General features: G+C 51.3%; 26 protein-coding genes. All 26 read right to left on the bottom strand.

Annotated elements, in window-relative coordinates; genetic code table 11:
* Positions 1–304: 304 nt before the first annotated feature.
* Positions 305–1,399, bottom strand: a complete 1,095-nt coding sequence (locus SLIP_RS02180; RefSeq protein WP_013174634.1) for a DUF3866 family protein — start codon at positions 1,397–1,399, stop codon at positions 305–307.
* A complete protein-coding gene (locus tag SLIP_RS02175; protein WP_013174633.1) occupies positions 1,386–2,516 on the bottom strand; it encodes a M20/M25/M40 family metallo-hydrolase in 1,131 nt (376 codons plus the stop codon). Before SLIP_RS02175 ends, SLIP_RS02180 begins: the two co-directional genes overlap by 14 nt.
* On the bottom strand, positions 2,506–3,342 hold the full coding sequence (locus SLIP_RS02170; protein ID WP_013174632.1) for an MraY family glycosyltransferase: 837 nt from the start codon (positions 3,340–3,342) through the stop codon (positions 2,506–2,508). The genes SLIP_RS02175 and SLIP_RS02170 overlap by 11 nt, the downstream gene beginning before the upstream one ends.
* Positions 3,339–4,013 carry a glycosyltransferase family 2 protein gene (locus tag SLIP_RS02165; protein ID WP_013174631.1) on the bottom strand — a complete coding sequence of 225 codons (675 nt, stop codon included), beginning with the start codon at positions 4,011–4,013 and terminating at the stop codon, positions 3,339–3,341. Before SLIP_RS02165 ends, SLIP_RS02170 begins: the two co-directional genes overlap by 4 nt.
* Positions 4,010–4,909 (bottom strand): copper transporter, encoded by a 900-nt coding sequence (locus SLIP_RS02160; protein ID WP_013174630.1) that lies wholly within the window; start codon positions 4,907–4,909, stop codon positions 4,010–4,012. Before SLIP_RS02160 ends, SLIP_RS02165 begins: the two co-directional genes overlap by 4 nt.
* 39 nt (positions 4,910–4,948) lie before the next feature.
* Entirely contained in the window at positions 4,949–6,070 is a 1,122-nt protein-coding gene (gene steA / locus SLIP_RS02155) for a putative cytokinetic ring protein SteA (RefSeq protein ID WP_013174629.1), read from the bottom strand.
* Positions 6,071–6,273: 203 nt separating this feature from the next.
* The gene (locus SLIP_RS02150; RefSeq protein ID WP_013174628.1) at positions 6,274–7,227 is read right to left on the bottom strand and encodes a ketopantoate reductase family protein; all 954 of its coding nucleotides are present in this window, start codon (positions 7,225–7,227) and stop codon (positions 6,274–6,276) included.
* A gap of 166 nt (positions 7,228–7,393) precedes the next feature.
* The gene (gene spo0A, locus SLIP_RS02145; protein ID WP_041433299.1) at positions 7,394–8,167 is read right to left on the bottom strand and encodes a sporulation transcription factor Spo0A; all 774 of its coding nucleotides are present in this window, start codon (positions 8,165–8,167) and stop codon (positions 7,394–7,396) included.
* 248 nt (positions 8,168–8,415) lie between these two features.
* Positions 8,416–9,750 (bottom strand): SpoIVB peptidase, encoded by a 1,335-nt coding sequence (spoIVB, locus tag SLIP_RS02140; protein WP_013174626.1) that lies wholly within the window; start codon positions 9,748–9,750, stop codon positions 8,416–8,418.
* Positions 9,751–9,788: 38 nt separating this feature from the next.
* Positions 9,789–11,543: a DNA repair protein RecN gene (recN, locus tag SLIP_RS02135; protein ID WP_013174625.1), complete on the bottom strand. Its 1,755-nt coding sequence runs from the start codon at positions 11,541–11,543 to the stop codon at positions 9,789–9,791.
* A gap of 27 nt (positions 11,544–11,570) precedes the next feature.
* Complete coding sequence (gene argR / locus SLIP_RS02130; protein WP_013174624.1) at positions 11,571–12,026, bottom strand: arginine repressor; 456 nt, start codon at positions 12,024–12,026, stop codon at positions 11,571–11,573.
* On the bottom strand, positions 12,026–12,607 hold the full coding sequence (gene mnmM, locus SLIP_RS02125; RefSeq protein WP_013174623.1) for a tRNA 5-(aminomethyl)-2-thiouridylate-methyltransferase MnmM: 582 nt from the start codon (positions 12,605–12,607) through the stop codon (positions 12,026–12,028). Before mnmM ends, argR begins: the two co-directional genes overlap by 1 nt.
* Positions 12,604–13,425 (bottom strand): NAD(+)/NADH kinase, encoded by an 822-nt coding sequence (locus SLIP_RS02120; RefSeq protein WP_013174622.1) that lies wholly within the window; start codon positions 13,423–13,425, stop codon positions 12,604–12,606. Before SLIP_RS02120 ends, mnmM begins: the two co-directional genes overlap by 4 nt.
* Complete coding sequence (locus tag SLIP_RS02115; protein WP_013174621.1) at positions 13,422–14,234, bottom strand: TlyA family RNA methyltransferase; 813 nt, start codon at positions 14,232–14,234, stop codon at positions 13,422–13,424. The genes SLIP_RS02120 and SLIP_RS02115 overlap by 4 nt, the downstream gene beginning before the upstream one ends.
* On the bottom strand, positions 14,221–16,134 hold the full coding sequence (gene dxs / locus SLIP_RS02110; protein ID WP_013174620.1) for a 1-deoxy-D-xylulose-5-phosphate synthase: 1,914 nt from the start codon (positions 16,132–16,134) through the stop codon (positions 14,221–14,223). The genes SLIP_RS02115 and dxs overlap by 14 nt, the downstream gene beginning before the upstream one ends.
* A gap of 331 nt (positions 16,135–16,465) precedes the next feature.
* A complete protein-coding gene (locus tag SLIP_RS02105) occupies positions 16,466–17,371 on the bottom strand; it encodes a polyprenyl synthetase family protein (protein WP_013174619.1) in 906 nt (301 codons plus the stop codon).
* Positions 17,372–17,385: 14 nt separating this feature from the next.
* Positions 17,386–17,610 carry an exodeoxyribonuclease VII small subunit gene (xseB, locus tag SLIP_RS02100; protein ID WP_013174618.1) on the bottom strand — a complete coding sequence of 75 codons (225 nt, stop codon included), beginning with the start codon at positions 17,608–17,610 and terminating at the stop codon, positions 17,386–17,388.
* A complete protein-coding gene (xseA, locus tag SLIP_RS02095) occupies positions 17,595–18,827 on the bottom strand; it encodes an exodeoxyribonuclease VII large subunit (RefSeq protein WP_013174617.1) in 1,233 nt (410 codons plus the stop codon). The genes xseB and xseA overlap by 16 nt, the downstream gene beginning before the upstream one ends.
* 37 nt (positions 18,828–18,864) lie before the next feature.
* The gene (locus SLIP_RS02090; RefSeq protein WP_013174616.1) at positions 18,865–19,719 is read right to left on the bottom strand and encodes a bifunctional 5,10-methylenetetrahydrofolate dehydrogenase/5,10-methenyltetrahydrofolate cyclohydrolase; all 855 of its coding nucleotides are present in this window, start codon (positions 19,717–19,719) and stop codon (positions 18,865–18,867) included.
* Positions 19,720–19,727: 8 nt separating this feature from the next.
* Positions 19,728–20,606, bottom strand: a complete 879-nt coding sequence (locus SLIP_RS02085) for a bifunctional 5,10-methylenetetrahydrofolate dehydrogenase/5,10-methenyltetrahydrofolate cyclohydrolase (RefSeq protein ID WP_013174615.1) — start codon at positions 20,604–20,606, stop codon at positions 19,728–19,730.
* 3 nt (positions 20,607–20,609) lie between these two features.
* Entirely contained in the window at positions 20,610–21,590 is a 981-nt protein-coding gene (locus SLIP_RS02080; protein WP_013174614.1) for a Kae1-like domain-containing protein, read from the bottom strand.
* A complete protein-coding gene (nusB, locus tag SLIP_RS02075; RefSeq protein ID WP_013174613.1) occupies positions 21,568–21,984 on the bottom strand; it encodes a transcription antitermination factor NusB in 417 nt (138 codons plus the stop codon). Before nusB ends, SLIP_RS02080 begins: the two co-directional genes overlap by 23 nt.
* A 16-nt stretch (positions 21,985–22,000) precedes the next feature.
* Positions 22,001–22,219, bottom strand: a complete 219-nt coding sequence (locus tag SLIP_RS02070) for a DUF2273 domain-containing protein (RefSeq protein ID WP_013174612.1) — start codon at positions 22,217–22,219, stop codon at positions 22,001–22,003.
* Between the two features lie 14 nt (positions 22,220–22,233).
* Positions 22,234–22,767, bottom strand: a complete 534-nt coding sequence (amaP, locus tag SLIP_RS02065; protein WP_148216492.1) for an alkaline shock response membrane anchor protein AmaP — start codon at positions 22,765–22,767, stop codon at positions 22,234–22,236.
* A 95-nt stretch (positions 22,768–22,862) separates the two neighbouring features.
* The gene (locus tag SLIP_RS02060) at positions 22,863–23,249 is read right to left on the bottom strand and encodes an Asp23/Gls24 family envelope stress response protein (protein WP_041433288.1); all 387 of its coding nucleotides are present in this window, start codon (positions 23,247–23,249) and stop codon (positions 22,863–22,865) included.
* Between the two features lie 81 nt (positions 23,250–23,330).
* Positions 23,331–24,683 carry an acetyl-CoA carboxylase biotin carboxylase subunit gene (gene accC / locus SLIP_RS02055; RefSeq protein ID WP_041433286.1) on the bottom strand — a complete coding sequence of 451 codons (1,353 nt, stop codon included), beginning with the start codon at positions 24,681–24,683 and terminating at the stop codon, positions 23,331–23,333.
* Positions 24,684–24,686 lie beyond the last annotated feature (3 nt).

Raw genomic sequence — 24,686 nt, 5'->3', positions numbered from 1 at the left:
TGAAAAACGGTTTTATACTTGTGGGAAAGGTCAAACATTTAAAGCAAACCTTGTCTAAGCTACCCCCGGACATGAAGCTTGTCGATTACATACGATTCTCCCTGCATTGAGAGACATCCCCAAACACCCATGTGATCTAAGGCATTACGTGCAGAACATAAAAGCGACGACGGCAGATTCCGTTTCGTGACCCTGCTCTGCTCCTCGTCAAAGCGGTTTTAATTCGCGTTATCTGCGTGAATCAGCGTCAAAATTACATCTGTGTTCATCAGTGTTTATCGTGTGTGCATCTGTGGCTGGGGCTCTATCTTACGTAATTCAAAGGTTCGCCCCGAAGGAGCTTGACAGCTGCCCGGGCACAGGCTCCACAAGCCAGGAAAAACTCGGGGTCACTTTCCATGTCCCTTCCCATCGTGCTCACCTTCAACCCGAACCTGGAAACAGCTTCTTTCACCACGCTCCCGTCTTCCAACGCGAACCGGTGCCGCTCTCGCAGTTTCTCTCTGTCTATGACGCTCAGTATTTCCCCCATTTTGGCCTGGTCCAGTACCGGCAGAGGGACCAGGCATTCCACCTTACACACCCGGGAAAGAACAGTCAAGGTATGGTGGCTTACGCCGCGATGACGGGCCCGGGGATCGGCAAAACCTATCCTGGGTATGGCCACCGGTATCCCCCCCAGGGTGGCAACCGCATTCAGAATCTCGCCTTGTTCTATACCCGTATATCCCCATTTTGTTCCCGTCCCGACTATTCCAGGTCCCATAGATACTACTATGACATCGGCCCCCAACACCCACCGTGCCGCCAACAAACCGGAATAGTAGTTAACAGCCTCCAAGTCGCCGCCAAAGGCGTGACCGCAGGTCACCGTCCCGTCCAATAGTCCTTTTCCTTTCAGCTCGGCCACGCTCCGGCTGAATACGAGAGGCAAGCTAGCCCCGTCCGTCATAATATAGGCTACCTTCAAGTCCGCGGTAGCCTTGAGGACCGCACAAACCGGTGCCAAAGCCGAATGAAGAGTACCCACCAGCACCGGACATCCTTCCAGACTGTCGGCTCTGGCCATGATATCGCGGTAGGGACTGTCTTCTTCTTCCACCGCCAAAACTTTCACCTGCAAAGGGGTGTAACGAAGTTTCATAATGTGTCCTTTTCCTGTCAACTCTTTCTCCCCGCCAGCCAAAGAAGCCATGACAAAATGAACTCCGCCGCTTCCCAAGCCCAAACTCACTGCGGTCGTGTTCAACAATACTTCGTCTCCTATTGTTACCTCACCGATCAGGTCGTCGTAACTGACGGCCGGCTCTTTTCGCCCCTCGACCATGACCACAAGTTCGGTAATACCTCTCCTCTTACCTGTGACTTCTGTAACCGTGCCCCTCTTAATCCGGATCAACCCGTCTCCCTGCTTCCCTTATAATCTCTACCACCAAGCGGGCAGTATCTACCAGGTCCTCTATCCGTATATGTTCCTCGGCAGTGTGCACTGCCTCCATACCGATACCGAGGTTTACGCAGCGGATGCCGTGACCGTTAAAAATGCTGGCATCACTTCCTCCCCCGGTCTTTATCAAATTCGGTACCTTGCCCAGGTTCCGGGCTGCCTGCTTGGCCAATGCCACTACCGGCTCCTCCGGGTCGAGGTTCATTTCGGGATACAAGAGATTCACCCGAACCTCACTCCTGGCCCCGTACCTTCCGACCTCCTCTTGGAAATGCTTGACCATTTCCGCCGTAACCCGCTCCAGTTTCTCCGGTGAGAGGCTGCGCACTTCTCCTCCGATACAGCAGTAATCGGCAACGATGTTTCGGGCTTTGCCGCCCTCAACCGTGCCCAGATTACATGTGGTTTCTTCATCGATACGGCCGATCCTCATTCCCGCCAAAGCTTTGGCGGCAACGTGAATAGCGTTTATACCGTCTTCCGGATTGATACCGGCATGGGCTGCTTTACCGTAAACCCGGAATTCCAGCTCGTTTTGGCGCGGAGCCCGAATTACTATGGTTCCCGGTTCTCCCACGCTGTCCAGCACGTACGCTTGTCTAGCCTTGAGAACGGAGAAATCGAGGTGTTTTGAACCCATTAGTCCCCGCTCTTCAGAAACCGTGAATACGACCTCGATTGGAGGCCTGGCCAAGCCCTGTTCCTCAGCCACTCTCAGCCCTTCCAGAATAGCTGCAATGCCGGCTTTATCGTCTGCCCCCAAAACCGTGCCTTCTCTGGAGTATACGGCACCATCCCTGATGACCGGTTTTACTCCAACCCCCGGCTTAACCGTGTCCATGTGCGCGCAAAACAGTATAGCAGGCTTATTTGTCGTACCTTCTAAGCTTGCGATGAGATTACCCGAATCGCCCTCCGTCTCTTTTCCAGCCTTATCTTCAATCACCGTCAGCCCTAAATCCCCGAGCTTTTCCTTCAAAAGCTCCTTCAACCGTCCCTCGCGTCCCGACTCCGAATCTACCTGCACGAGCTCTAAAAACTCGGCCAGGATGCGTTCTTTATTCGCCACGCCGTTCACCACCCCTTCCCAGGTTGTCTAAATAGCGCAACAACGCACACCGTTCGATTATCTCCGTAAGAGAATACCGCTCCGTAAAAAGATGGGCTACAATAAGGAATCCTAAAAACCCTAGTCGGAAAGGCATATTCATCCTCATAGCGCACATCAGGCCCAGAGTAAACCCCAAAACGTTCGACCCAGAATCACCCATCATCGCCTTGGCCTTCAAGTCAAACGGAAAATAGGCGAGGACTGCGGCAAGTAGAGGTAAAAAAAGAAAAAGGTCGGATTTAGCTGCAAAAAATAAAATAACAAATAGGACCAGAAACCCCTTGATAGCCCGCCCTGGTCTTAAATCGAGAAGGTTAATGAGGTTAGCGAAAAGAGCCATTACCAAGGCGTTTACCAGTATATCCTGCCATGACTTAAAGAGTAGAGCAGACGCGTAAACTGCGATAATCCCGCCTCCGACCGCTTTCAGGCCGCCAGTGGTGAGCTCCCCGTGGAATAGTTTGCGTATGTGTCCCCGAAATCCCAAGGTATCGCGGGTACCTATTAAGTCATCTATGAACCCCAGAAGTGATATTCCGGTTACCGCAGCCAGGTATACGCCTGCCTCTCCTCCTGGATAGACGCCGAGAATACGTTCTACCATGAACACCACAAACAAGGTGGCCGGGAAAGAAACCCCGATCGCTATCGGAATCTCGATTCCCCGATAGTTCGGAGCAGTCACGCGGTGCCTGCTCATAAAGCGCAAAAGAAAAAACAATATCAATAACTCGGTCGCAAAAGCCGCCCCTGCCGCCAACCCTAGCGACGATGTAGCATTCAACAAGGCCCCCCCTTTGCCTCCTTAAGAATCACTTTCAGTACATCCCAAAACTGCCTGCCTCGGTGCACAAACCCTTTTACATCTCTCCCGGTTTCTGCATGGGTCATAGTGGTATCAACCTCTAGCAGCCTGTACCCCCGTGCCAAAGCGCGCAATGACATCCCCAGCTCCACTCCAAAACCAGGAGAAAAAGGCAACAAGTCCATAAGAACAGTCTTGCTCATAGCCCTTTGCCCGCTCAAGGGCTCTCGGGCCTCCATCCCCGCCCTCTTAAGCCCCCAGGCGGCCAATCCCTTTACTAACCCGAACCCGCCTTTTTTCTTAGGGGGTGGAAAACGAGCGATAGTTATATCTGCTTCACCCTCCAGTATCGGCTTGACCAATAGCTGGCCCTGCCTTGCCGAATCCCCGAGATCCGCATCCAGAAACAAGACGATGTCCCCTTTTATGTGTGGCACAGCCCGATTCAAGGCTTCCCCTTTGCCGCGGTTAGGCTTGAGTTCGATTACTTCTGCTCCTTCCCCCCTGGCTATCACCGCCGTTTTGTCTTGCGACCCGTCGTCCATTACCAATATCTGGTCAGCAAACTCGCTTTCCCTAACCGCCCGCACGGTACTCCCGATTCTCGTTTCTTCGTTGTATGCAGGTATTACAACCGTAACCGTTTTCATCGATTGCCTCCCGCGTATCCCGGCGGTAGAGACGGCATGAACTTCTTGGCAGTGGGTTTCACCCCATAGTCTCCGGATTCGCCTGCCATTGCCAGAACCAGCGACACCTGTCCCGGGATAAGGTCAATGTCATCCACGGTGGTAATCTTCTGGGCCTGGTAAACTTGCATATACGAGTACTTGACATCCGAGACTTCTACCCCTAGAACCCTGACTCCCGCCCCCGATACATTGTTTATTATGGGTACGTCTATAGTTTCAGGGAAATAATAATCGAGGCTGCTAGCCCCTCCCATCACGATTACCGCGTCCGGGAGGATACTGTAATCCCCGTTAAATTTCACCAGGTCGTTCTGTTCCAACAGGCGCTTAATCTCTTGAACATCGTGGTTGAGTATAATATCCCCTATGGTTTTTCCGACCTGAATCCTCAACTCTTCCGGCGAAGTTTTGTCTCCAACTCCATAAGCAGCAGCCAGCTTCGAACGTAAAGAATCGCTGGAAAGGTTAATCCCCGGTAAGATCACCGTAGTCGAAACGATCCTAGCCCCGGCCAAGGACAGCGAGTTCAAAGCTCCCGAAGGAATATCAAGCCCCCCTGAAACTACTAAGGCCACTTTCATACCCGCCAGCCGGTTCTCCACGATAGAGGGAAGCAGCGCCTCGGTGAAGTCCTCGTAATGTCTGAGCAACCCGTTCATGAATTCGACGCGGGTTGTGAGGTCTTCTTCCTTTTGTCTCAGGACCTCAAATTGTTTCTCCAGTTGATCAATCATCTTTTTTTGCTGGTCATTCAAAACATCACTGCCAACCACGGTACTCCCAACAAGTATGCCAACTCCCAGCGCCAAAAAGATGGCTATCAACGTGGCTATGTGGTACCGTATGTCCATCATAAACAAACTTCACTCCTGATGCAGCATGTTTTGTAGGAGCTACAAATTAAACAGTAGCTTCAACTGCAGACTGATCAGCCTCAACAAAGGCTTGGTAGAAGGCGATACCCATATAAGGACTAAAATCGGTATAAAGGCAGCGACCAGTAATTGCAAAAGATATTTAACCCGAAGATGCTGGCGGTATAGCTGGCTCACGCCCTTGGCATCCACCAAAATGGAGCCCACCTTCAGCCGTACCAAAAAAGTGCTGGCCATCCCTTTTCGGCCTTTTTCTAAGAAATCCAGCATATTGGAATGAGTTCCGACCGCTACCAGAAGCTCAGCTCCGTTTTCATAGGCCAAAATCATGGCTACGTCTTCACTGGTTCCGGGCATGGGCAAGATTTTGGCTGGCAAATCCATCCCTTGCACCCTTTCCAAACCCGGAGCCCGGCCGTCAGGGTAAGCATGTACTATCAGTTCGGCTCCACACTTGAGGGCCTGATCCGATACGCTGTCCATATCCCCAACAATAATATCCGGTTTGTAACCTGATTCTAAAAGGGCGTCAGCTCCCCCATCCACCCCGATGAGAACCGGCTTTTCTTCTTCTATATAGGTACTAATGGCTTTTAGATCTTCCTTATAGTTCTTGCCTCTCACTACTATCAAAACGTGCCTGCCTTTGATCCTGGTTCTTAACTGGGGCAAGGTCACGTTGTTGAGCAAGATACCTTTTTCCTTCTTTGCATACTCAAGGGTGTTTTCCACAAACCGATCCAGTTCTTCGGTCAAATTGTGCCTGGCTTCTTTGAGTTTTTCTTCCACGTCCTTTATGCCGAGAACCTTACCCTTACAAATAAAGCGCCGGTTGCAGTAAATCTCTCCGTCCCGTATCTCTACAGTAGCCCCTTCCTTAACTTCTTCAAAGACTCGAGGCCCTACGCCGTCGATGACCGGAATACCGGCTTTGAGTATATTTAAAACCCCGTTGGTCGGGTATTTCCCGGTGATTGAGAGGTCAGCATTCACCACCGCCTGGGGATGAGCTTCTATGAGGCTTGCAGCCGCCACCTCATCTATGTCATCGTGATCAATGACCGCGATTTCATTCCTCCGCAGGCGCTTCACCAGGTTCTTGGTCCTTTTATCTAAACGCGCTTTCCCTTTCAAGTGCAAACTATCACCTTCCACTTCGCCTGTACTGTAGCCAGGCTGGTCCTCGCTTCTCGAATCCTTTGCCTAAATCATAGCACCTTATCCCCCGCCTGTCCAAATCCGACCCCTTTAAGGTAAAGAGCGTTCTCCAGTAGGCTTGCTAAAAACACGACCGACAACCTCATCCCTTTGGTATGTTTTGGCAATCCAAGTAAGGCTCACTGTTACTCGACTCGTTGCCTACTCAATTCCTCCTTGGCCTTTACCAGGGAAACAATAACCCGGTTGACCGGGGTATCGATGCCGAGCTTCATTCCCAACTCCACTACCGCCCCGTTGAGAGCATCGATTTCAGTCTTCCGTCCCCGCTGTATGTCCTGCAACATAGAAGCATGATGCTGAGCAGTCGAAGGCACCATTTGCCCGTAAAAAGCCTGACGATAGGCACCCGCATCAGCCCACAAAGTCGTTTCCCCAGAAGCCTCCAGAACAGCGAAAATCTCGTCGATCATCGCATCCATCAATCCGGCAGTGTACTTATTTTCTGCCAGCTTGCCATAAGGAACTTCGAGGATAGCTCCCAAGGAGTTCAAGGCCGAATTGTAGATTATCTTCCCCCATACATATTTCATGACCTCGTTCGAAGCCCGCGTGGGGATACCGCAGGTCGAAAACTGCTCTGCTATTTCAGCTAAAACTTCTTCACTGATCAGATTCTGAGGTGAACCAATAACCACGTCGTCCGCAATTACGGTAACTTTGGCCTTCCCCGGTTCTAATGTTTCTGATCCAAATATCACCCGGGCTACGATGAGCTGTTCGGGAGGAAGAAAAGCGGAAGCAGCCTCGTAGTTCCCGTATCCGTTCTGGGCCAGTACGACGTACGTGCCCGCCCCGGCCAGGCCAACCAGCTTTGACGCAGCCTCAGCCGTATCGAAAGACTTGACGGTTAGAACTATCAAGTCGAAACTCCTCGCCTGAACCTCATCTACCGTACTCGCCACTTCGTCTAGAAAGGCCGTGTGCTCACCCCAAATCCCGGTGATTCCGAGCCCTTGTGTTTTAACCCGCGACACCACAGGTTCCCGGTCAATCCCAACTACGAAATGACCGGCATTCTTTAGAAGACAAGCGTAAACTGTCCCCAAAGCCCCTAATCCGAAGACTAAAATCCTCATGATACCACCTCTAGCTGTTTCTTTCTCGACAGTAGCTAATATTTAACAACGCTTAAAATAATATAAACCAGAGTCTCCATAAGTGCAACAATCAACCAGGGGGACGGTTCCTGCGGTTTATTTTCGAAAATAAACCGCAGGAACCGTCCCCCTGGTTTACCCTCCTTCAGCTCACCTTGGTTTCCAGTCTCAACCGATCGGCGATGATGGCGATGAACTCGGAGTTAGTCGGTTTACCACGATCTCCGTTAACTGTGTATCCGAAAAGCTTGTTCAGCTTTTCTATGTCCCCCCGGTCCCAAGCTAACTCGATGGCATGGCGTATAGCCCTCTCTACCCTGCTAGGGGTAGTCCCGTACTTCATCGCGATTGCCGGATAAAGCTCCTTAGTTATAGCTCCCAGGTAACTGATCTCATCCACTACCAATATTATCGCGTCCCGCAAGTATTGGTAACCTTTGACGTGCGCCGGAACCCCTATCTCGTGAATGATACGGGTGATTTCGATCTCCAAATCTCTTTTGGTTACGGGTACCGGCTTGGGAACAGAATCTGATCTGTTCCTCGCCACCTGCCTTACCCGTTCCCCCAACACCTGGAGGTTGAACGGCTTAAGTATGTAGTAGTCGGCACCCAACTGTACTGCTCTTTGAGTTATGTTTTCCTGTCCAAAAGCGGTGAGAATAATGACCTTCGGTCGCTGCCGCCCCTTGAAATCCCTCATCTTTTCTAAGACCCCAATCCCGTCCATGTGAGGCATGATGAGATCTAAAAGTAGAACATCAACCGGCTTCTGTTCTAAGACCTCCAAGACTTCCAGGCCATTCGAACAGACATCCACCACATTAAAATCGGAAACGCTTGTAAAAAAATCTTTTAGTATGCCGCAGAATTCTTTGTTGTCGTCGGCTAATACGACATTTATTGGATTATCTAACATATTCACAGCCAATCTTCCCCTCCCTTTTTCTAAGATTAGATATTCATAATTTTACCTATCGAAGTTTATTGTGTTCTTCGACGTCCGCCTCGAACTTTCCTCTCCAATCCTTACCGCAAATTCGCCCAGGATCCTACATGACAGGCAGCTCGATACCATTAAATGCCATGCATTCTTGCAACAAAAACGTTTCAACTGCCTTTATTAAAGGCCCGAGCTGGAAATTATTGGGTTTCTTCTTGATTATACTAGCTCGCATTTTGTCGAAAATTTTTTAACCCGCTCCCCATGCTTTCCAGTTCCTTCAGCATGCTGTCCATAAACGTTCCGTAGCCGCGCTGAGGGTCATTCAAGAATACGTGCGTCACCACTCCCACGATACGATTATCCTGAATAATCGGGCTGCCGCTCATTCCCTGGACTATCCCACCCGTGACCGAAAGCAGTCTTGGGTCTGTGATCCGAATCACCATTCCTTTACCGTTCTGTCGGCTCGGATATACCTTTTCGATGCTAATGTCAAAAGACTCTATCTCGTTCCCGTTTATAACCGTGAGGATTGAAGCCTTTCCCTCCCTGACTTGATGAGCATAACCGACTTCGAGCGGATAAGCAAAGAGCGGGTTCTTTACTTCTTGCGTTGTCCCAAATACCCCGGCAAAGGTGTTCTTTTCGATATCCCCTGTCAAGAGACTCTCGGGATCAAAGAGCCCTATCTTCTCTCCTGGTCGACCAGGTTGAGCAGGGCGAATGGTTTGAACGGAAGCGCCTACGATTTTGCCCTGGCGAACATCGATTCCCTTTCTGGTATCGACGTCGGCGATTATGTGGCCTAAGGCCGCATATCTACCGGTAAGCGGATCCCAGAAGCTCAAAGTTCCAACCCCGGCGACTCCGTCTCGCACGTACAGGCCAATGCGATAGCGGTTGGTTTCTGAACAAAAGCTAGGGGAGACTTCTACTTTGACTTGGTTTTCGCCTCTCTTCAATGTCAGGTTTAGAGGCTGATTCTCCTTACCCGCCTGATCTATGAGTTCTGCCAGTTCGGTTTCGGTATAAACCGCACGTCCGTTGACGGCGATTATCACATCCCCGATTTCAACCCCTTCTTCCTTGGCCGGATAGTCCTTCTCCCCGCTTTGGTCTAGCACAGGTGCATAGCCCACTACCATGATTCCTCGAGATTTGAGAAGCACACCTATTGAATGACCTCCCGGCACCAACCGTCGCGGGGCCAGGGATTCAACTTTTATCGACTTCAAAGGTATGTTCCCCAGTTTGAGCTCTACATCGGCTTGTCCGGGCCTTAGGGCAAGTATATCGTAACTTGTTTCCTCTTGGTCCACCGTCACGGGTTGGTCGGAAGGCGGCGAAAATACGGTGCGCGAAGGTCCGCGCACGCTCACTTCAAAGGCACTCCGTAATCGTGCCGGTACTTGTAAAGGAAGAGTAAGTTTTTCTCCTACTACAATACTTTGGGAATCAGGTAACGAAAGGATGGTTCGAACGGGGGGATACAACGAGCACACTGCTACTGCTAGTGCAAGCAGGATACCGCATACCTGCCGATAAGTTGGACTCACTCAACTTCACTCCTAGGGAGGTTATCGACAGGTTTAATTTATCCTTTTAGACTTTGTTCTATGCCCGCCTTGCGGATTTTCCTTTTCAACTCAATGCCCGAAGTCAGAATCTCACGGGCATGTTGAAATGACACAAGGGATGGGGGGGCACCCGATAACATCCTGGCAATCTCCGAAACCCTCTCCTCTTGATCGAGCTTCCGGGCTTGGGTAACGGTTACCCCTCTTTCTACCGATTTTTCTAAAAGAAAGTGCTCATCAGCCAAGCCTGCGATTTGGGGCGAATGAGTGACAAGCAACACCTGGTGATAGAGAGAGAGCTCGAACAGTTTCTTGGCCATGGCGTTGAGGGCACTGCCTCCTACCCCTACGTCGATCTCGTCAAAAACCAAAGTAGGAACATCATAAGCTTCGGCCAAAACCTTTTTCAGAGCCAGTATCAGCCGGGACAGTTCCCCGCCCGAGACCACCCGCCCCAGGGGCTTAGGTTCCTCTCCCGGGTTAGCAGAAAACATCAGGGTTACCTGGTCGATCCCCTCTCGGCCCCACGTCTCGACGGGAGTAACCTTTACCTCCAGTCTTACCCCAGGCATACCGAGTTCCAAAAGCTCTTCGCACACCCGAACCTGCAACTTTTGCGCGGCCTTCTGCCTCTGTTCTGATAGTAGTCGGGCTTGATGCAAATAAGCCTTCTCCAGGTCCCGGACATCGTTTTCCAGCTCCTCAATCCTGGCCTCACTGCCTTGCAGATGCTCGCTCTTGCGCCGTGCTTCTTCTAAGAAACCGAATATTTCCTCGATGCTGCTCCCGTACTTCTTCTTCAAGCGGTTGATGGTTTCCAACCTCTCTTCGATGCGTTCCAACTCCTGCGGGTCCGCTTCCAAGTTCTTTTGAAAAGCCGCTAACTTGTCCTTGATATCCTCTAGGTTATAAAGACAAGTTTCCAGCAAAGAATAAACTTCCGCCAAACAAGCATCATCCCGGACTTCTTGAGCCTTTTCTATAGCCAGCGCTACCAGGTCATACGCTGATTGGTAACCTGCTCCTCCATATATAAAACTGTAAATATCTTCCGTTCCCCGACGGAGTCTTTCCGCATCGCGCAGGCGCCTATATCTTTCTTCTAATTCCGCATCTTCGCCCCTGGCCAGCTGCGCCGACTCGATCTCTTTTATCTGGAACTGAAGAAAATCGAGCTCTCTTAGTCTTTCTTTTTTCCCTTCAACCAGCTCATCAAGTTCTTTTCTTTTCTCATGCCATCGGTCGTAAAGCCTCCGAACCTCCTGCAATAGAGGGTTGATTGAAGAACCGAACCGGTCTAAGTAGTGCCGGTACATTCTGGGCTCAAGCAGCAGTTGGTTGGCTTGTTGCAAGTGAATATCTACCAGAAACTCGCCCAGGGACTTCAAGCGGCTGACAGTTACGGTACGCCCGTTAATCCTGACCGTACCACGTCCTGCCTCACCTATTTCCCGTCTCAGAACAAGATAATCGTCCTCTTCTTCGATAAACCCTTCCTGGCCAAGGTATTCTTTCAAAGAAGAGTTTTCTAACGAGAACACAGCTTCTACCACCGCTTTTTGAGACGGGTCCCTCACCAGATCAGTGCTCATGCGCTCACCGGTGATAAGCCCCAAAGCGTCGATGACAATGGATTTGCCTGCCCCCGTTTCTCCGGTAAACACGTTCAACCCCGGGCCGAATTCCAGCCTCAATTCCTCAATGAGTACGAGATTCCTGATGTAAATTTCGCGCAGCATCGGCGTACTCAAACCCTCCCAGTAACGCTCCACTATAAAAGAGCCCCCACTGATCCAGAACTACTTTTCTCCGATGAGTTCCTTGAAACGGCCAAATACCTGTCTCAGATACTTGCGCGCCTTCATTACGACCAAAATGGTATCGTCACCAGCTACAGTACCGAGTACACCTTCGATTTCGGAGTTATCGATAGCTGAGGCTACCGCTTGCGCGGTGCCGGGCAAGGTCTTGATGACGATCAAGCTTTCATTTCGCTCTACCGCTACTACAGCGTCGGCAAAAAGGCGTTTCATACGGTCGTACGAGTAATGCCCGGCTGCCGACTTGGGAACAGCATAACGATAGCCCCATTCATCCGGCACCTTGATGAGTTTTAGTTCTTTAATATCCCGGGAAACCGTAGCCTGGGTCACTTCGAACCCCCTACGGCGCAGTTCCTCGCACAGCTCGTCCTGCGTCTCCATACGTTGGTTGGACACGATGTCGATGATCGCGAAATGTCTCCTGGCTTTCATCAGGTGTCACCCCTGTTCTTCCCAACTGCGATAAGCTGGGGAGGATGGTGGACTTGATTGATGTAACAGCTTTGCATAACGCTGAACTCGTGTTGAGGCAAACCTCGCACATAACGCAACAGCGCTTCCAACTCCTCGATCCCACCAGGATGGCCTGTGTAAGCTACTACCGTTACCAGCCCTCCCGGGACTACTGCCGACAGAATTTCCCGCATCGCTGCAATCGTAGTCTCGGGACGGGTAACCACCCGCTTATCCCCGCCCGGAAGATAACCGAGATTAAACATCGCCGCTTTTACCGGTTCTCTCAAATAATGGCGGATCAAAGAGTGGTCATCTCGAACCAATGTGACCCTGGACCCCAAGCCTTCCTTCTGCAGCAGACTCTTGGTGCGCTCCACCGCCAGCGGCTGAACGTCTATAGCCAGAACCTTTCCTTTTTCCCCAACCAAACGAGCCAAAAAGACTGTATCCTTCCCGTTGCCGCAGGTGGCGTCCACCACAAAGTCTCCCGGTTCCACCACCGTATGTATCAACACGTGAGCCATTTCTACGGCGTTTTTGGGCCAACCGCTTTTCATGCGAAACTGCCTTCCCCCCGCCTGAGTCGGGCCCCTAGCGCCTCTGCCAGGGTCTTGTCTTTCATCTTGACCAGCCTGGCAACCGTATCGGCCCTGGTTATCTCCACCATCTCTCCCGGTTCCATCGAAACCTCAACCTGCCCGTCCACGGTCAGACCAGCTTTGCGTAAACCTGTCACCTGCATCCTGATAACACTGTCCGCAGGCATAACCAGCGGTCGACTAGACAGTGAAAATGAATTAATGGGAGTCAGAAGGAGGGCTTCCACCTCCGGCAGTATCACCGGCCCACCGGCTGCTAGCGAATAGCCGGTAGACCCTGTTGGTGTCGCCACTATAAGCCCGTCTCCGCGAAAAGGGCCCAACTGTTCGCCATTTATTTCGACCGATATCTCGACCACCCTGGCGGTTTCCGCTCGCAGCACCGCATCGTTCAGCCCTAGGTATGAGACGGGTGATCCCCCGGCCGGCATTATTGTTACCTTTAGCATGAGTCTTTCTTGCACTGTATAATCCCGATTCAACAAACGGGGTAAATACCGCTCTATCTCTTGAGCATGGAGTTCCGCTAAGAAACCGACTTGCCCCAGGTTAACTCCGAGGATAGGTATTTCTTGAGGCCCATACTGGCGAGCTGCCCGCAGAATAGTACCGTCACCTCCCAGTATCACCACCACATCCGGCCTTGCACCCGCATCGGGCGGGACTTCATCTTCCGTCCAAGCCACGGCCCCATAACTGCGTAACCTGTTCGCAAGATCGCGGGCTAAGACACGTGCTTGTTCTTTAGTGCTCTTAAAAACGATTTCTATATTCATCCTGTGTCCCCCAATTGCCTGTGGGCATTCTCTACAACCCTTTCTATGTCACGGGCAGCAACGGCTTGCCCTTGCCCGTCTTTCACGAGGTACAAAAAATACTCGATGTTTCCTTCCGGCCCAGTTAAAGGGGAATAAGTGACCCCTCGTACCGACAGCCCAAGCCCGACCGCCGATTCAATGACTTTTAATATCACGTGGTTATGGGTTTCGCGCGAGCGAACGACCCCTTTTTTTCCCACCTGGTCACGGCCAGCTTCGAATTGGGGTTTCACCAGGGCAACTATTTCTCCTCCCTCGCGTACCAGGGAAGATACCGCCGGCAAAACTTTCCCGAGAGAAATGAAAGACACGTCTATGGTGACAATGTCTACCGGCTCTCCCAGGTCTTCTAAGGAAAAATTCCTTATATTCGTCTTCTCCTTAACCAGTACCCGTTCGTGGTTGCGTAAACGCCAGTCCAGCTGACCGTAGCCCACATCCAGAGCAACCACCAAAAGGGCTCCGTGCTGTAGTGCGCAATCCGTAAAACCGCCGGTAGAAGCTCCAACATCCAGAACCCTTTTGCCCGTAAAAGAAAGACCGAAATCTCGGATCGCACCTTCCAACTTCAGCCCTCCGCGGCTCACATAAGGAAGCCCACCTTCCAGGACTGCAACGTTGGCATCTACCGGAACCTTGGTACCAGGCTTATCTACCCGGTTCCCGTTTACCACTACTTTCCCCGCTAGGATCAAGGCTCTAGCCTTCTCCCGGGTGGGCGCTAGTCCTCGGTCATGTACAAGGGTATCTAACCTACTTTTCTCCAAATCTCAATATCCTCCAGCCTCCGGTTCGCGTCAGTTCCGGCCACGTTTCCATCACCTTGGCTACTATACCGCTTGCATCCATCCCTAACTCGTCGAAAAGAGCATCCACACTGCCGTGTTCTATAAACCGGTCCGGCACTCCTACGCGCAGAATATTGCAGTGCCTTCTCAGATCAGCAGCCATCTCAAGCACAGCCGATCCGAATCCTCCATGAAGAACGTTATCCTCGACCGTAACCACTCTCTCGAATTGTCGCAACAGGCTTCCCAACAATTCCCGGTCAAGAGGTTTGACGAACCGGGCATCTACCACTGAGGCCTCGATCCCTTGCTCCTGTAATATCTCGGCCGCCCGAAGGGCCAAGCCCACGCCCCGGCCAATACCGAGAAAAAGCATATTTCTTCCCTCTCTAATGATGCGAGCTTGAGGCAGATGAATAAGCTTCCTTTCCTTCTTGACTCCTACGCCCTCCCCGCTTCCCCGCGGGTAACGCACGGCCACCGGCATGTCATAACTGAAAGCCGAATAGAGCATATCGGCTAACTCGTTTTCATCGGAGGGAGCCATAACTACCAGGTTGGGAACATGCCGCAGGTAAGACAGGTCAAATACCCCGTGGTGAGTAGGCCCATCTTCCCCCACCAAGCCTGCTCGATCAACTGCGAATACAACCGGCAGGTTTTGGAGACAGACGTCGTGGACGATCTGGTCATAAGCTCTTTGTAAAAACGTCGAGTAGATGGCCACAACCGGCCGCAAACCCATGCGGGCCATCCCCGCAGCTAGTGTCACAGCATGCTGTTCACATATACCCACATCAAAAAACCGGTCTGGAAAACGACGAGCAAAATCACTCAATCCGGTGCCGCTGGTCATGGCTGCGGTTATCGCCACTACCCGAGGATCTTGGCTCGCCCTCTGGACCATGAAGTCGCCGAACACCTGGGTATAAGTTACAGAAGCCGGTTTCAGCGGTAAGCCGGTATCAACGTTAAAAGGCCCGATACCGTGAAATTCATCTGGTTTGGCTAAAGCCGGCTCATATCCCCTTCCTTTCTGGGTTATAACATGAATAAGCACCGGACCCTTCATTCCGCCGGTTTTGCCCAAAACAGTAATCAAGTCCTGCAGGTTGTGCCCGTCAATCGGACCGATATAGGTAAATCCTAGCTCTTCAAAAAGCATTCCCGGAACGATCAGGTACTTTAAAGAGTCTTTGAGTTTCTCTGCCACTCGGACGATGTTCGGTCCAATACCCGGAATACGTTGTACCCAGCTTTCGATTTCTGCCTTGCGGCGAAAATAGGCGGGATCGCTCCGCAGATTACTCAGATAAGTGGATAAAGCCCCTACATTTCGAGAGATCGACATCTCGTTGTCGTTCAGCACAACCGTAAGGTCACATCCCTGGTGCCCGGCGTGGTTCAAGGCTTCAAAAGCCATGCCCCCGGTCAAAGCACCATCCCCAATAACCGCTACGATCCTGAACCTTTCCCGTTGCAGGTCTCGGGCCAACGCCATTCCCAAGGCTGCAGAAATAGATGTGCTGCTGTGACCGGTATTGAAAACATCGTATATACTTTCCTCCACCTTAGGAAAACCGCTCAACCCTTTAAATCTACGCAGGGTGTGAATCTCGTTCTTTCTTCCAGTAATTACCTTGTGAGTGTAGCACTGGTGCCCCACATCCCAAATTATTTTATCCCTAGGCGTATCGAGCACGTGATGGAGAGCCAAAGTTAGCTCCACCACACCCAGGTTAGCTGCCAGATGCCCTCCATTTTCTGCTACCGTGTTCACTAGAATCTCTCGGATCTCACCCGCCAGCTCTTCAAGTTGTGGTACTTTTAAATTTTTCAGGTCAGACGGGGAATCGATGGTGTCCAAAATACGCCCCAACAGTTCCGCCCCCTTAAGGAAGCTTTAACTTATTTGATTTAGACGCTGATTAACGCAGAACTTGGAAAATAGCCACAGATGCACACAGATTTTCACTGATATACACAGATTTTATTATAAACCAGGTGATTTTCTTGATGCTGAGGAAAGAAAATAGTCATCAGCTCTTCAGCCATAACACCGGCTTGATACAGGAAAGTGCACCTCAAACTAATCAAAAATAACGATGTCACTGTGCATTTGGTAAGAAATCACTATTCCCAGAGCCAGGAATCAGCTATTAAGATAACAACATCTGTGGGTATCTTATACAATCTGTGTTCATCAGTGGCTAACTCCTGCGATGAAGCAGGTATAAGGCCAGGTTGCGCAGGAAGTCGGCTTCGGCTCCGAAAACATTCAAGCTTTCGACCGCTTCCTCTACCGACGACTTTGCCAGTTTCTTAGCCTCGTCCATGCCTAATAACGAAGGATAGGTGACCTTTTGCTTCTTCTCGTCACTACCTACCGGTTTTCCTGTTATCTTCTCATCGCCTTCAACATCTAATATATCATCGGTGATCTGAAAAGCGAGCCCGAAGTTTTCGGCATAACGGGTGAGGGCCTGCAATCTTTCGTCCTCCACTCCAAACAGCAAAGCTCCAGCCCGCAGACAAGCTCGGAACAAAGCCCCGGTTTTCTTGCTGTGAAGGGTTTTCAAGGTAAAAAAGTCAGTATCTTTGCCTTCCAACTCCAGGTCCAATACCTGCCCTCCCACCATGCCTAAACTGCCCACCGCCCTGGCCGTTTCCCGAACAACCTTTGCCACGTACCTGGGTTCCATCCCCGGCAACTCAGCACAAGCGGTCATTATCTCGAAGGCTAAAGTTAGCAACGCATCCCCAGTCAGGATGGCATTGGCTTCGCCAAACACTTTATGACAGGTGGGCTTGCCCCGGCGCAAATCGTCGTCGTCCATTGCCGGCAGGTCATCGTGTACCAAGGAATATGAATGGATCATCTCCATAGCACACGCAACGGGTAACGCGCGGGTCAGGTCTTTCCCTACAACCTGGGCCGACTCCAAAACCAAAATCGGGCGTAAGCGCTTACCACCGTTAAAAACCGCGTAGTGCATAGCCCGGTGAATTACCTGGGGGTATGCGTTTTCGGGCGGCATAAACTCACGCATAAACTTTTCTACGTAAGCCTTCTTGTCAGCCAGTTCCCCCTCGAACGTTACAACATTGAAACCCACTCTTCATTCCTCTCCTATCCTTCGAGCGGAGCTACCTTCCACCCAGAATCTAGATCCGCCGTAAGTTTCAGCACCCTTCCTTCTGCTTCCCTTAACTTTTTCTCCAGGAAACGCAGAAGCTCCACCCCCTCTTGAAATATGGTCAAGCTCTCTTCCAGCGACAAGTTTCCTTCTTCCAACCGCAATACTATTTCCTCCAAACGGGTTAAAGCCATTTCAAAGCTTACGATTTCTTCCATCCCTCACCCTGCTCCTTTGTTTTGACCTCCACTGTCATTCTGCCTTCACTCAGTATTATCTCCAGCAGTTCCCCGATGCGAACCTTTTCTACACCTTTTACAACTTCTCCTGCTTCCGGCTTTCGCACCACCGCGTATCCACGCTCCAATACCCTGAGCGGGCTTAAGGCATCCAGACGCCCACTGATACTCTCCAATCCGTGGCGTCTAAGGTCAATATCGGATTTCGCCGCCTTCAACAACCTTTCCCGTAATTCGCCCACGCGCAAGCGCTGATGTTGCAGGAGCCCGTCTGGTCCTGCCCATATTCTCCTGGCTCTAAAATAGTCAACGGTCTGCCACTTTGACTCAATGTTTCTCTCCATCGCTCTTCGCATCCGCCTTTGAAGCAACGCCAAATCCTGACGCAAGGCTTCTATATCTGGAACAGCCAATTGGGCCGCCTGGGTAGGGGTAGCAGCTCGTACATCGGCCACCAAGTCGCAGAGCGAATAGTCCACTTCGTGCCCCACCGCCGAAATCACCGGTACTGAAGAAGCACTCACGGCCCTTACTACTTCTTCGGTATTGAAAGCCCACAAATCTTCAAAGGAGCCGCCCCCACGTCCTACGATGATGACATCTATTTCACCGTATTCGTTCAAAGCGCGGATAGCACGGGCTATCTCCTGGGGGGCCGACTCTCCTTGCACTGAACTGTGGGCAAGAACCACAACCGCTCCCGGGTGCCGTTGCCGGATTACCTTGAGAATATCCCTAAAAGCTGCCCCGTCAGCAGATGTAACAACCCCCACCCTGTTAGCGAACTTCGGCAACGGTTTCTTTTTGTCTGGAGAAAACAGCCCTTCTTTTTCTAGTCTTTGCCGAAGCTGGAGCAGTTGCAGGTACAAAGCCCCGATGCCGTCCGGTTCCAGGTCTTCCACGTACAGCTGGTAGCGCCCGCTGCGTTCGAATACCGATACGTAGCCAAGAGCGATGACCTTCATGCCGTTCTCCGGCACAAACCGTAAGGACCTTGCTCGGCTCCGGAACATCACACAACTTATGACAGCCCCTTCATCCTTGAGACTGAAATAGGAGTGTCCCGATTTTTGATAATACTTGAAATCAGATATTTCCCCTTTTACCCATATAGAAGCCAAAACCATATCATTTTCCAGGAGAGATTTTATATACATGGTGAGCTCGCTTACCGTGAGAATCCTTTCCCTGTCCATCTCTTTACCTCACAAGCTCTTGATGAACCTTCTCTACTTACCAATCGTCAGCAGCGAAGACCTGCTCCCGATAGGCGGTAAGCAGGTTTTCGAGCAACTTCGCTATCAACAAAGGTCCGATGCCCCCTGGCACCGGAACCAGCCATCCAGCCTTTCCTGTCACCGACATCGGGTCCACATTCCCGCAAACCCGGCCTGCTTCCCAATGAAAACCAGCATCTATCACCAAGGCTCCCGGTTTGAGGTGATCCGCCTTCACCATCAGGGGGCGACCTTTTTCGACCACCAGTACATCGGCCCTGGCTGCTACCTCTTCCCACTCATGGGCCTCGGGTATAATACATACCCGGCTCCCGCGAGCCATGAGCAAAAGGGCCAGCGGCTGGACCAGATCAAAAGAATCCCCCACCAGTACTGTCAAAAGCCCCCTGGGATTACGATACATGGTGATTATATCCATACAAGCCAGGGCGGCACAACTCACGAGAAAAGGAGGTGTAGAAAACAGCTTACCGCGGTTAAAAGGGTGAAAACCGTCGACATCCTTGACTACACTGAGCGAAGACAGGACTGTTTCTTGCTCAGTCGCCAAAGGGCCAGGTAAAGGCAACTGCACCAGGATGCCGTGAGTGTGGGGATCCGCATTCAGCTCTCTTATCTGCCCGAGTAATTCCACCAAAGTGGTATTTTCAGGCAAGTTGATTGCTCGGCATTGACCTCCTATTTCGTCTACCGCCTTTTCTTTCAAGCGTACGTACCGTCGGCTCTCCTCATCGTCACCGACTAACAATATCGCCAGTTGAGGTTTGGGAAACAAGTCGTTTACTTCTTCTTTTAGTTTTGCTTTGATAACACTGGCCATCTCCGAGCCTTTGACTATCACTGTATCCACTCTACAGCCTACCCCTTCCCTTGGGTTTCTCTTTCGAGTTGCCATTTGGCCGCTCTTACCAGGTTTTGTAACAAGAAAGCTACGGTAACCGTTCCCGTTCCTCCCGGAACCGGAGTTATGTACGCAGCTCGGCTCTTGGCTTCTTCAAATTCCACGTCGCCCACCAGTTTGTCGCCTACCGCGTTCATGCCTACATCGATGACTACAGCCCCTTCCTTAATCCATTCTCCTTTTATTGCCTGAGGATGTCCCATAGCTACGATGAGAATCTCAGCACGACGCGTATGTTCCTCTAACAAGCCCCTCTTAGAAGTGAAACTGTGACAGATAGTAACCGTGGCGTTCTCCGCTAACAGCAACAAGGCACAAGGTTTTCCGACAATATCGCTGCGCCCTATGACTACAGCTTCTTTGCCAGCAAAGTCGACTCCGGTGGACTTTGCAAGTTCAACCGCTGAGAGGGCCGTACAAGGAACCAGTTGAGGCATACCCAAAAGCAGGCGCCCCAGGTTGTACGGGGTCACGCCTTCGACATCCTTTTGGTAGGCAATTCTCCACTGAGCCATTTTGCTATTGATATGGGACGGAAGTGGCATGTGCAGGATTATTCCGTTAATCGCCGGGTCCCGATTGAGGTTGTCTATGGTTTTGAACAACCGATCCTCCGAAGTATTAGCAGACAATTCTATGAGTTCACAGCTGATACCGACTCTTTCTGCCAGCCGGCGCTGAGAAGAAAGATATACCTGGGAAGCCGGGTCCTCTCCCACTTGAACCGTCATGAGACAAGGATTAATCCCTTCTTGCTTTAATTCCTTAACCCCCTGGGCTACCCCCGCCAATATGGTATCTGCCAAATTTTTTCCGTAGAGAATGTTAGCTTGCAACAGTCACACCTCTTTCCTCGTCGTTTTTAACCACGTCATCCACCCCAACCAAGCCGTTCCTGCCGCGTTGTCCGAACTCAGGCCGGGCGGGGCAAAGTGAAGCCGACATGACAACGAAGGATGGGAAAGCCTTTCCTTGAGCCTCTCCCTTATGATGAAATTGGCCATCACACCTCCCACCAGCAAAACATCCTTGACGCCTAAGATCTTCGCTTTTTCTCGAATAACTTTTTCCAGGGTATTGGCTATGCACAAGAACACAGCCCGACTAACCTCAGCCAAAGGTGCCCCCTTATCTAACCACCGAAAGGCCTGGGCTTCAGCTCCAGAAAAAGAAAAGGAGTCCCCCTTCACCGCTGCCGGAATTCTTAGCCCACATTTTTCTGGGGCTAATTCTTGGGCCAGTTCTTCCATGAACTTGCCGCAAGGAAACGGCAGTCCCATCTTAACCCCTACACGGTCCACCAACTGCCCTGCGTGCAGGTCAGCCGTCGCCGCCAAAATCGATATATCGTAATATGAAGACTGCCCCGGCCGTACCAGTAGAACCTCGGAAGTGCCTCCAGAGAAATGCACGGCTATGTATCTTTCTGGCAGATTAACCCCAGCTCCCCTCTCCCCGGCCATTATGTGCCCTTCTTGGTGGCTAAAGGTAAAAAGGGGAATACCCATGACACTGGCAATAGAGCGGGCCACCGTCTCTCCTGCCCGGAAAACCGGCATGTAACTCCCGGCTACGTTGCGGGGTCGATCGCTGACCGCTATTGCCGCCAGAGAATAGGTAGCCCAATACGGTTCCATCTCGCCAAATAAAAAAGGAAGGTTCTTTATGTGGGCGAACAAAGCCTCTGACTGGCGGAGACCTCGTTTTCCCAGCTCAACCTTCAATACCTCTCTCTTATCGGCTACCAGTTCCCCGCGCTGGTCGACCAGGGCCACGGACGTGGTATAGGCGCTGGTATCAATCCCGAGAAAACCCTTCACTCTTTTCCCCCATTATCCTGTCCAAAATGGCGTTGATAAAACTGCTGGAGTTTTCATCACCGTACTTTTTGGCCAACTCCACCGCCTCGTTAATGACCACGACCGGGTCGATCTCGGTATACAACATTTCACACACGGCCATCCTCATGATGTTTCGATCAACGGTCGCCATCCGGCTAATGCTCCATTCTGGCGAGTACTTGCTTATATAGCTGTCGATGGTCTTCACGTGCTCAAGGGTTTTATCAACTAATTCTCTGGCAAAAGCCAAGTACCGGTCGGCCAGGGGAGTCTCCGCAGTCAAATGCTGCAAAGCATCCCTTGGAGACGCTCCCGCCAGATCCACTTGAAACAACACCTTGAAGGCGGTTTCTCTTGCCAAACTTCTGCTCAAGTACAGTCCCCTTCCCCTACCTGTTCTTGAAAACCCGCTGGATCCAATCATCAAACCGGCCGTTTTCATCCAGGCTCCTGCCAATGCTGTAACCGACTAAAACACATAAAATGATCAAAAGGGTTTTCCAAAAACCGTAGACCACCATCAATATCCCGGCTACAAGACCCACCAGGATCCCGATGGCCTTACCGCGATGGTACTCCAGTAAGTGCATAATAAACTTCTCCCACATAGGCGTCATGCCTCCTATTTTACCCGAGGGCTTTTATTAACGATATCGTCGACCAGGACCTTTATCTCCGCCACCTTCAGCCCCCCAATATCCTCCAATTGGCGACTCACCTGGTTCTGGAGGTTTTCGGTCATTTCCGGCACCCGGTAATCCGGGTTTATCATGAGGTGCAAGAATACCCGAATCCCATCACGACTGAATTTGACTACTGGCTTTACCTCCCGTATTCCTTCAACCGTCCGAGCCGCTTTCATAATGATCTGTTTGACGGCAGGTACGGTCATGGAAATTTCCCCTAAAGGTCCTTCTAAGACGGTTGTCACAGGGGGCTCGTCCGATTTCAATGAAGCTATCAATACGTAGAGCCCGATGAGGAGGCCCAGCCCGGCGACCCCTCCCGTAATTATACGTTCGCGGGTCGTATTCAAAACCTCGTTCAACCACGTCAAGGGCTGACCAAAACCAAGCGACAGCGCCAGAACCCCAGCCATAACCACCATAAAAAACAAGTTATACAAGAACATCCATAACCTCCAGGTCGCTGACATATCAACCGCCCCCTTTTCACCCGATTACTGCTGAAATACGAACAACCCCCTGTTTCTTCGCAGGGGGTCGGTTAATACTATCGATTGGCATAAATCTAGCCCTCGAAACCTTCTTCTTTTTCTCCGGCCTTTTTCATCGAAACTCCGACCACGTGTACGTTAACCGCAGTTACTTTTAGCCCGGTCATATTCTCTACCGCTGATTTCACCTGATCCTGCACTTTTTGGGCTACCCGCGGAATCGGAAAACCGAATTCGATAACCAAATAAATATCGATGGCTGTCTCCTTTTCCCCGACCTCGACCTTTACCCCTTTACCCAGGTTCTTCTTGCCTAACATCTCCACTATCCCGGTCCCCCAGCCACCGCTCATCGCCGCAACCCCTTCGACTTCAGACGCGGCTAACCCGGCGATGATAGAAACGACTTCGTCGGCGATCCTGATCGAACCTAATTCCGTAGCGGTTTCGGTCCTCTCCATGATCCTCTCATCCACTGTTCCCACCTCCTAGTACCCCCATTTTAAGCAATAAAGCCACAAAATTCAACCTCAGCACCGACTTTACCTTCCGTCGGGATTAATCCGCCTCTGAATGAAGTTGGTATACACTTCTCCTCTCTGGAAAAAGGCGTTCTCAAGTATCTTCAAATGAAAAGGAATGGTCGTCTTGATACCTTTGATGGTAAACTCACGCAGGGCTCGATCCATACGGGCTATGGCCTCATTTCTGTCCCTGCCCCAAGCGATGACCTTGGCCACAAGAGAATCGTAGAAAGGTGGAATGGAATAACCGGCATATAAGGCCGAGTCAACCCTTATGCCCGGTCCCCCGGGCGGGATGTATTCTGTGACTGTCCCTGGCGAGGGTCGAAAATCCATATCGGGATCTTCAGCGTTTATACGACATTCAATGGCCCACCCGTGGATCCTGATATGATCCTGAATAAACCCAAGGGGTTCCCCGGCTGCAATCCTAATTTGCTCTTTCACGATGTCTATGCCCGTCACCATCTCCGTTACCGGGTGTTCAACTTGAATCCTGGTATTCATTTCGATGAAATAGAAATTGTGATGCTTGTCTACTAAGAACTCTACCGTTCCCGCGCTGCAATAACCGGCAGCCCGGGCGGCCAGCACTGCCGTCTCACCCATGCGCTTGCGTGTTTCTTCGTTTATGAAAATGGACGGTGCTTCTTCTAGTAACTTCTGGTTGCGTCTCTGAATAGAACAGTCCCTCTCGCCCAGGTAAACTAGGTCGCCTTGTTCGTCTCCCAATACCTGAATCTCGATGTGTCGAGGTTCTTCTATATACTTTTCTATGTAAACCGAACCATCACCGAAGGCGGCTTGGGCTTCAGCCTGAGCTGTAGCCAACGCCTTTTCCATGTCTTTGGGGTTGTGGGCCAAGCGCATACCGCGACCGCCGCCGCCGGACGCCGCCTTGATCAAGACCGGATACCCGATCTCGTTCGCTAGTTCCAGAGCCTGCCGCAGGTCTTTGACGGCCCCCTCGCTGCCTGGAACGACCGGGACACCTACCTTCTTGACCATTTCTCGAGCACGTATCTTGTCCCCCATAGCGTTGATAGCTTTGGACCCTGGCCCTATGAACTTTATATCGCAGGTTTCACACATCTCGGCAAAATAAGCGTTTTCTGCCAAGAAACCGTATCCGGGGTGGATGGCATCAGCGTTAGTAATATTAGCAGCAGCCACAATATTGGGTATATTGAGGTAGCTCCGGGTGCTGCTGGCCCCCCCGATACACACGGCTTCGTCTGCCAACTTTACATGAAGTGAGTTACGGTCGGCTTCTGAATAGACTGCCACCGTCTTGATCCCCAGTTCTCGGCAAGCCCTGATTATCCTGACTGCGATTTCTCCCCGGTTTGCCACCAGCACCTTGGTGAACAATTC

The organism is Syntrophothermus lipocalidus DSM 12680 (assembly GCF_000092405.1).
Taxonomy (GTDB): Bacteria; Bacillota; Syntrophomonadia; order Syntrophomonadales; family Syntrophothermaceae; genus Syntrophothermus; species Syntrophothermus lipocalidus.
Note: the sequence above shows the minus strand (reverse complement) of the source record. Positions and strands in the feature narration are given on the sequence as shown.

Excerpts from the sequence above, each read along its gene's own strand:
- SLIP_RS02165 (WP_013174631.1), bottom strand. The coding sequence starts at position 4,013 with ATGAAAACGGTTACGGTTGTAATACCTGCATACAACGAAGAAACGAGA.
- SLIP_RS02160 (WP_013174630.1), bottom strand. The coding sequence starts at position 4,909 with ATGATGGACATACGGTACCACATAGCCACGTTGATAGCCATCTTTTTG.
- SLIP_RS02150 (WP_013174628.1), bottom strand. The coding sequence starts at position 7,227 with ATGAGGATTTTAGTCTTCGGATTAGGGGCTTTGGGGACAGTTTACGCT.
- spo0A (WP_041433299.1), bottom strand. The coding sequence starts at position 8,167 with ATGTTAGATAATCCAATAAATGTCGTATTAGCCGACGACAACAAAGAA.
- argR (WP_013174624.1), bottom strand. The coding sequence starts at position 12,026 with ATGAAAGCCAGGAGACATTTCGCGATCATCGACATCGTGTCCAACCAA.
- mnmM (WP_013174623.1), bottom strand. The coding sequence starts at position 12,607 with ATGAAAAGCGGTTGGCCCAAAAACGCCGTAGAAATGGCTCACGTGTTG.
- SLIP_RS02120 (WP_013174622.1), bottom strand. The coding sequence starts at position 13,425 with ATGAATATAGAAATCGTTTTTAAGAGCACTAAAGAACAAGCACGTGTC.
- xseB (WP_013174618.1), bottom strand. The coding sequence starts at position 17,610 with ATGGAAGAAATCGTAAGCTTTGAAATGGCTTTAACCCGTTTGGAGGAA.
- xseA (WP_013174617.1), bottom strand. The coding sequence starts at position 18,827 with ATGGACAGGGAAAGGATTCTCACGGTAAGCGAGCTCACCATGTATATA.
- SLIP_RS02070 (WP_013174612.1), bottom strand. The coding sequence starts at position 22,219 with ATGTGGGAGAAGTTTATTATGCACTTACTGGAGTACCATCGCGGTAAG.
- amaP (WP_148216492.1), bottom strand. The coding sequence starts at position 22,767 with ATGTCAGCGACCTGGAGGTTATGGATGTTCTTGTATAACTTGTTTTTT.
- SLIP_RS02060 (WP_041433288.1), bottom strand. The coding sequence starts at position 23,249 with ATGGAGAGGACCGAAACCGCTACGGAATTAGGTTCGATCAGGATCGCC.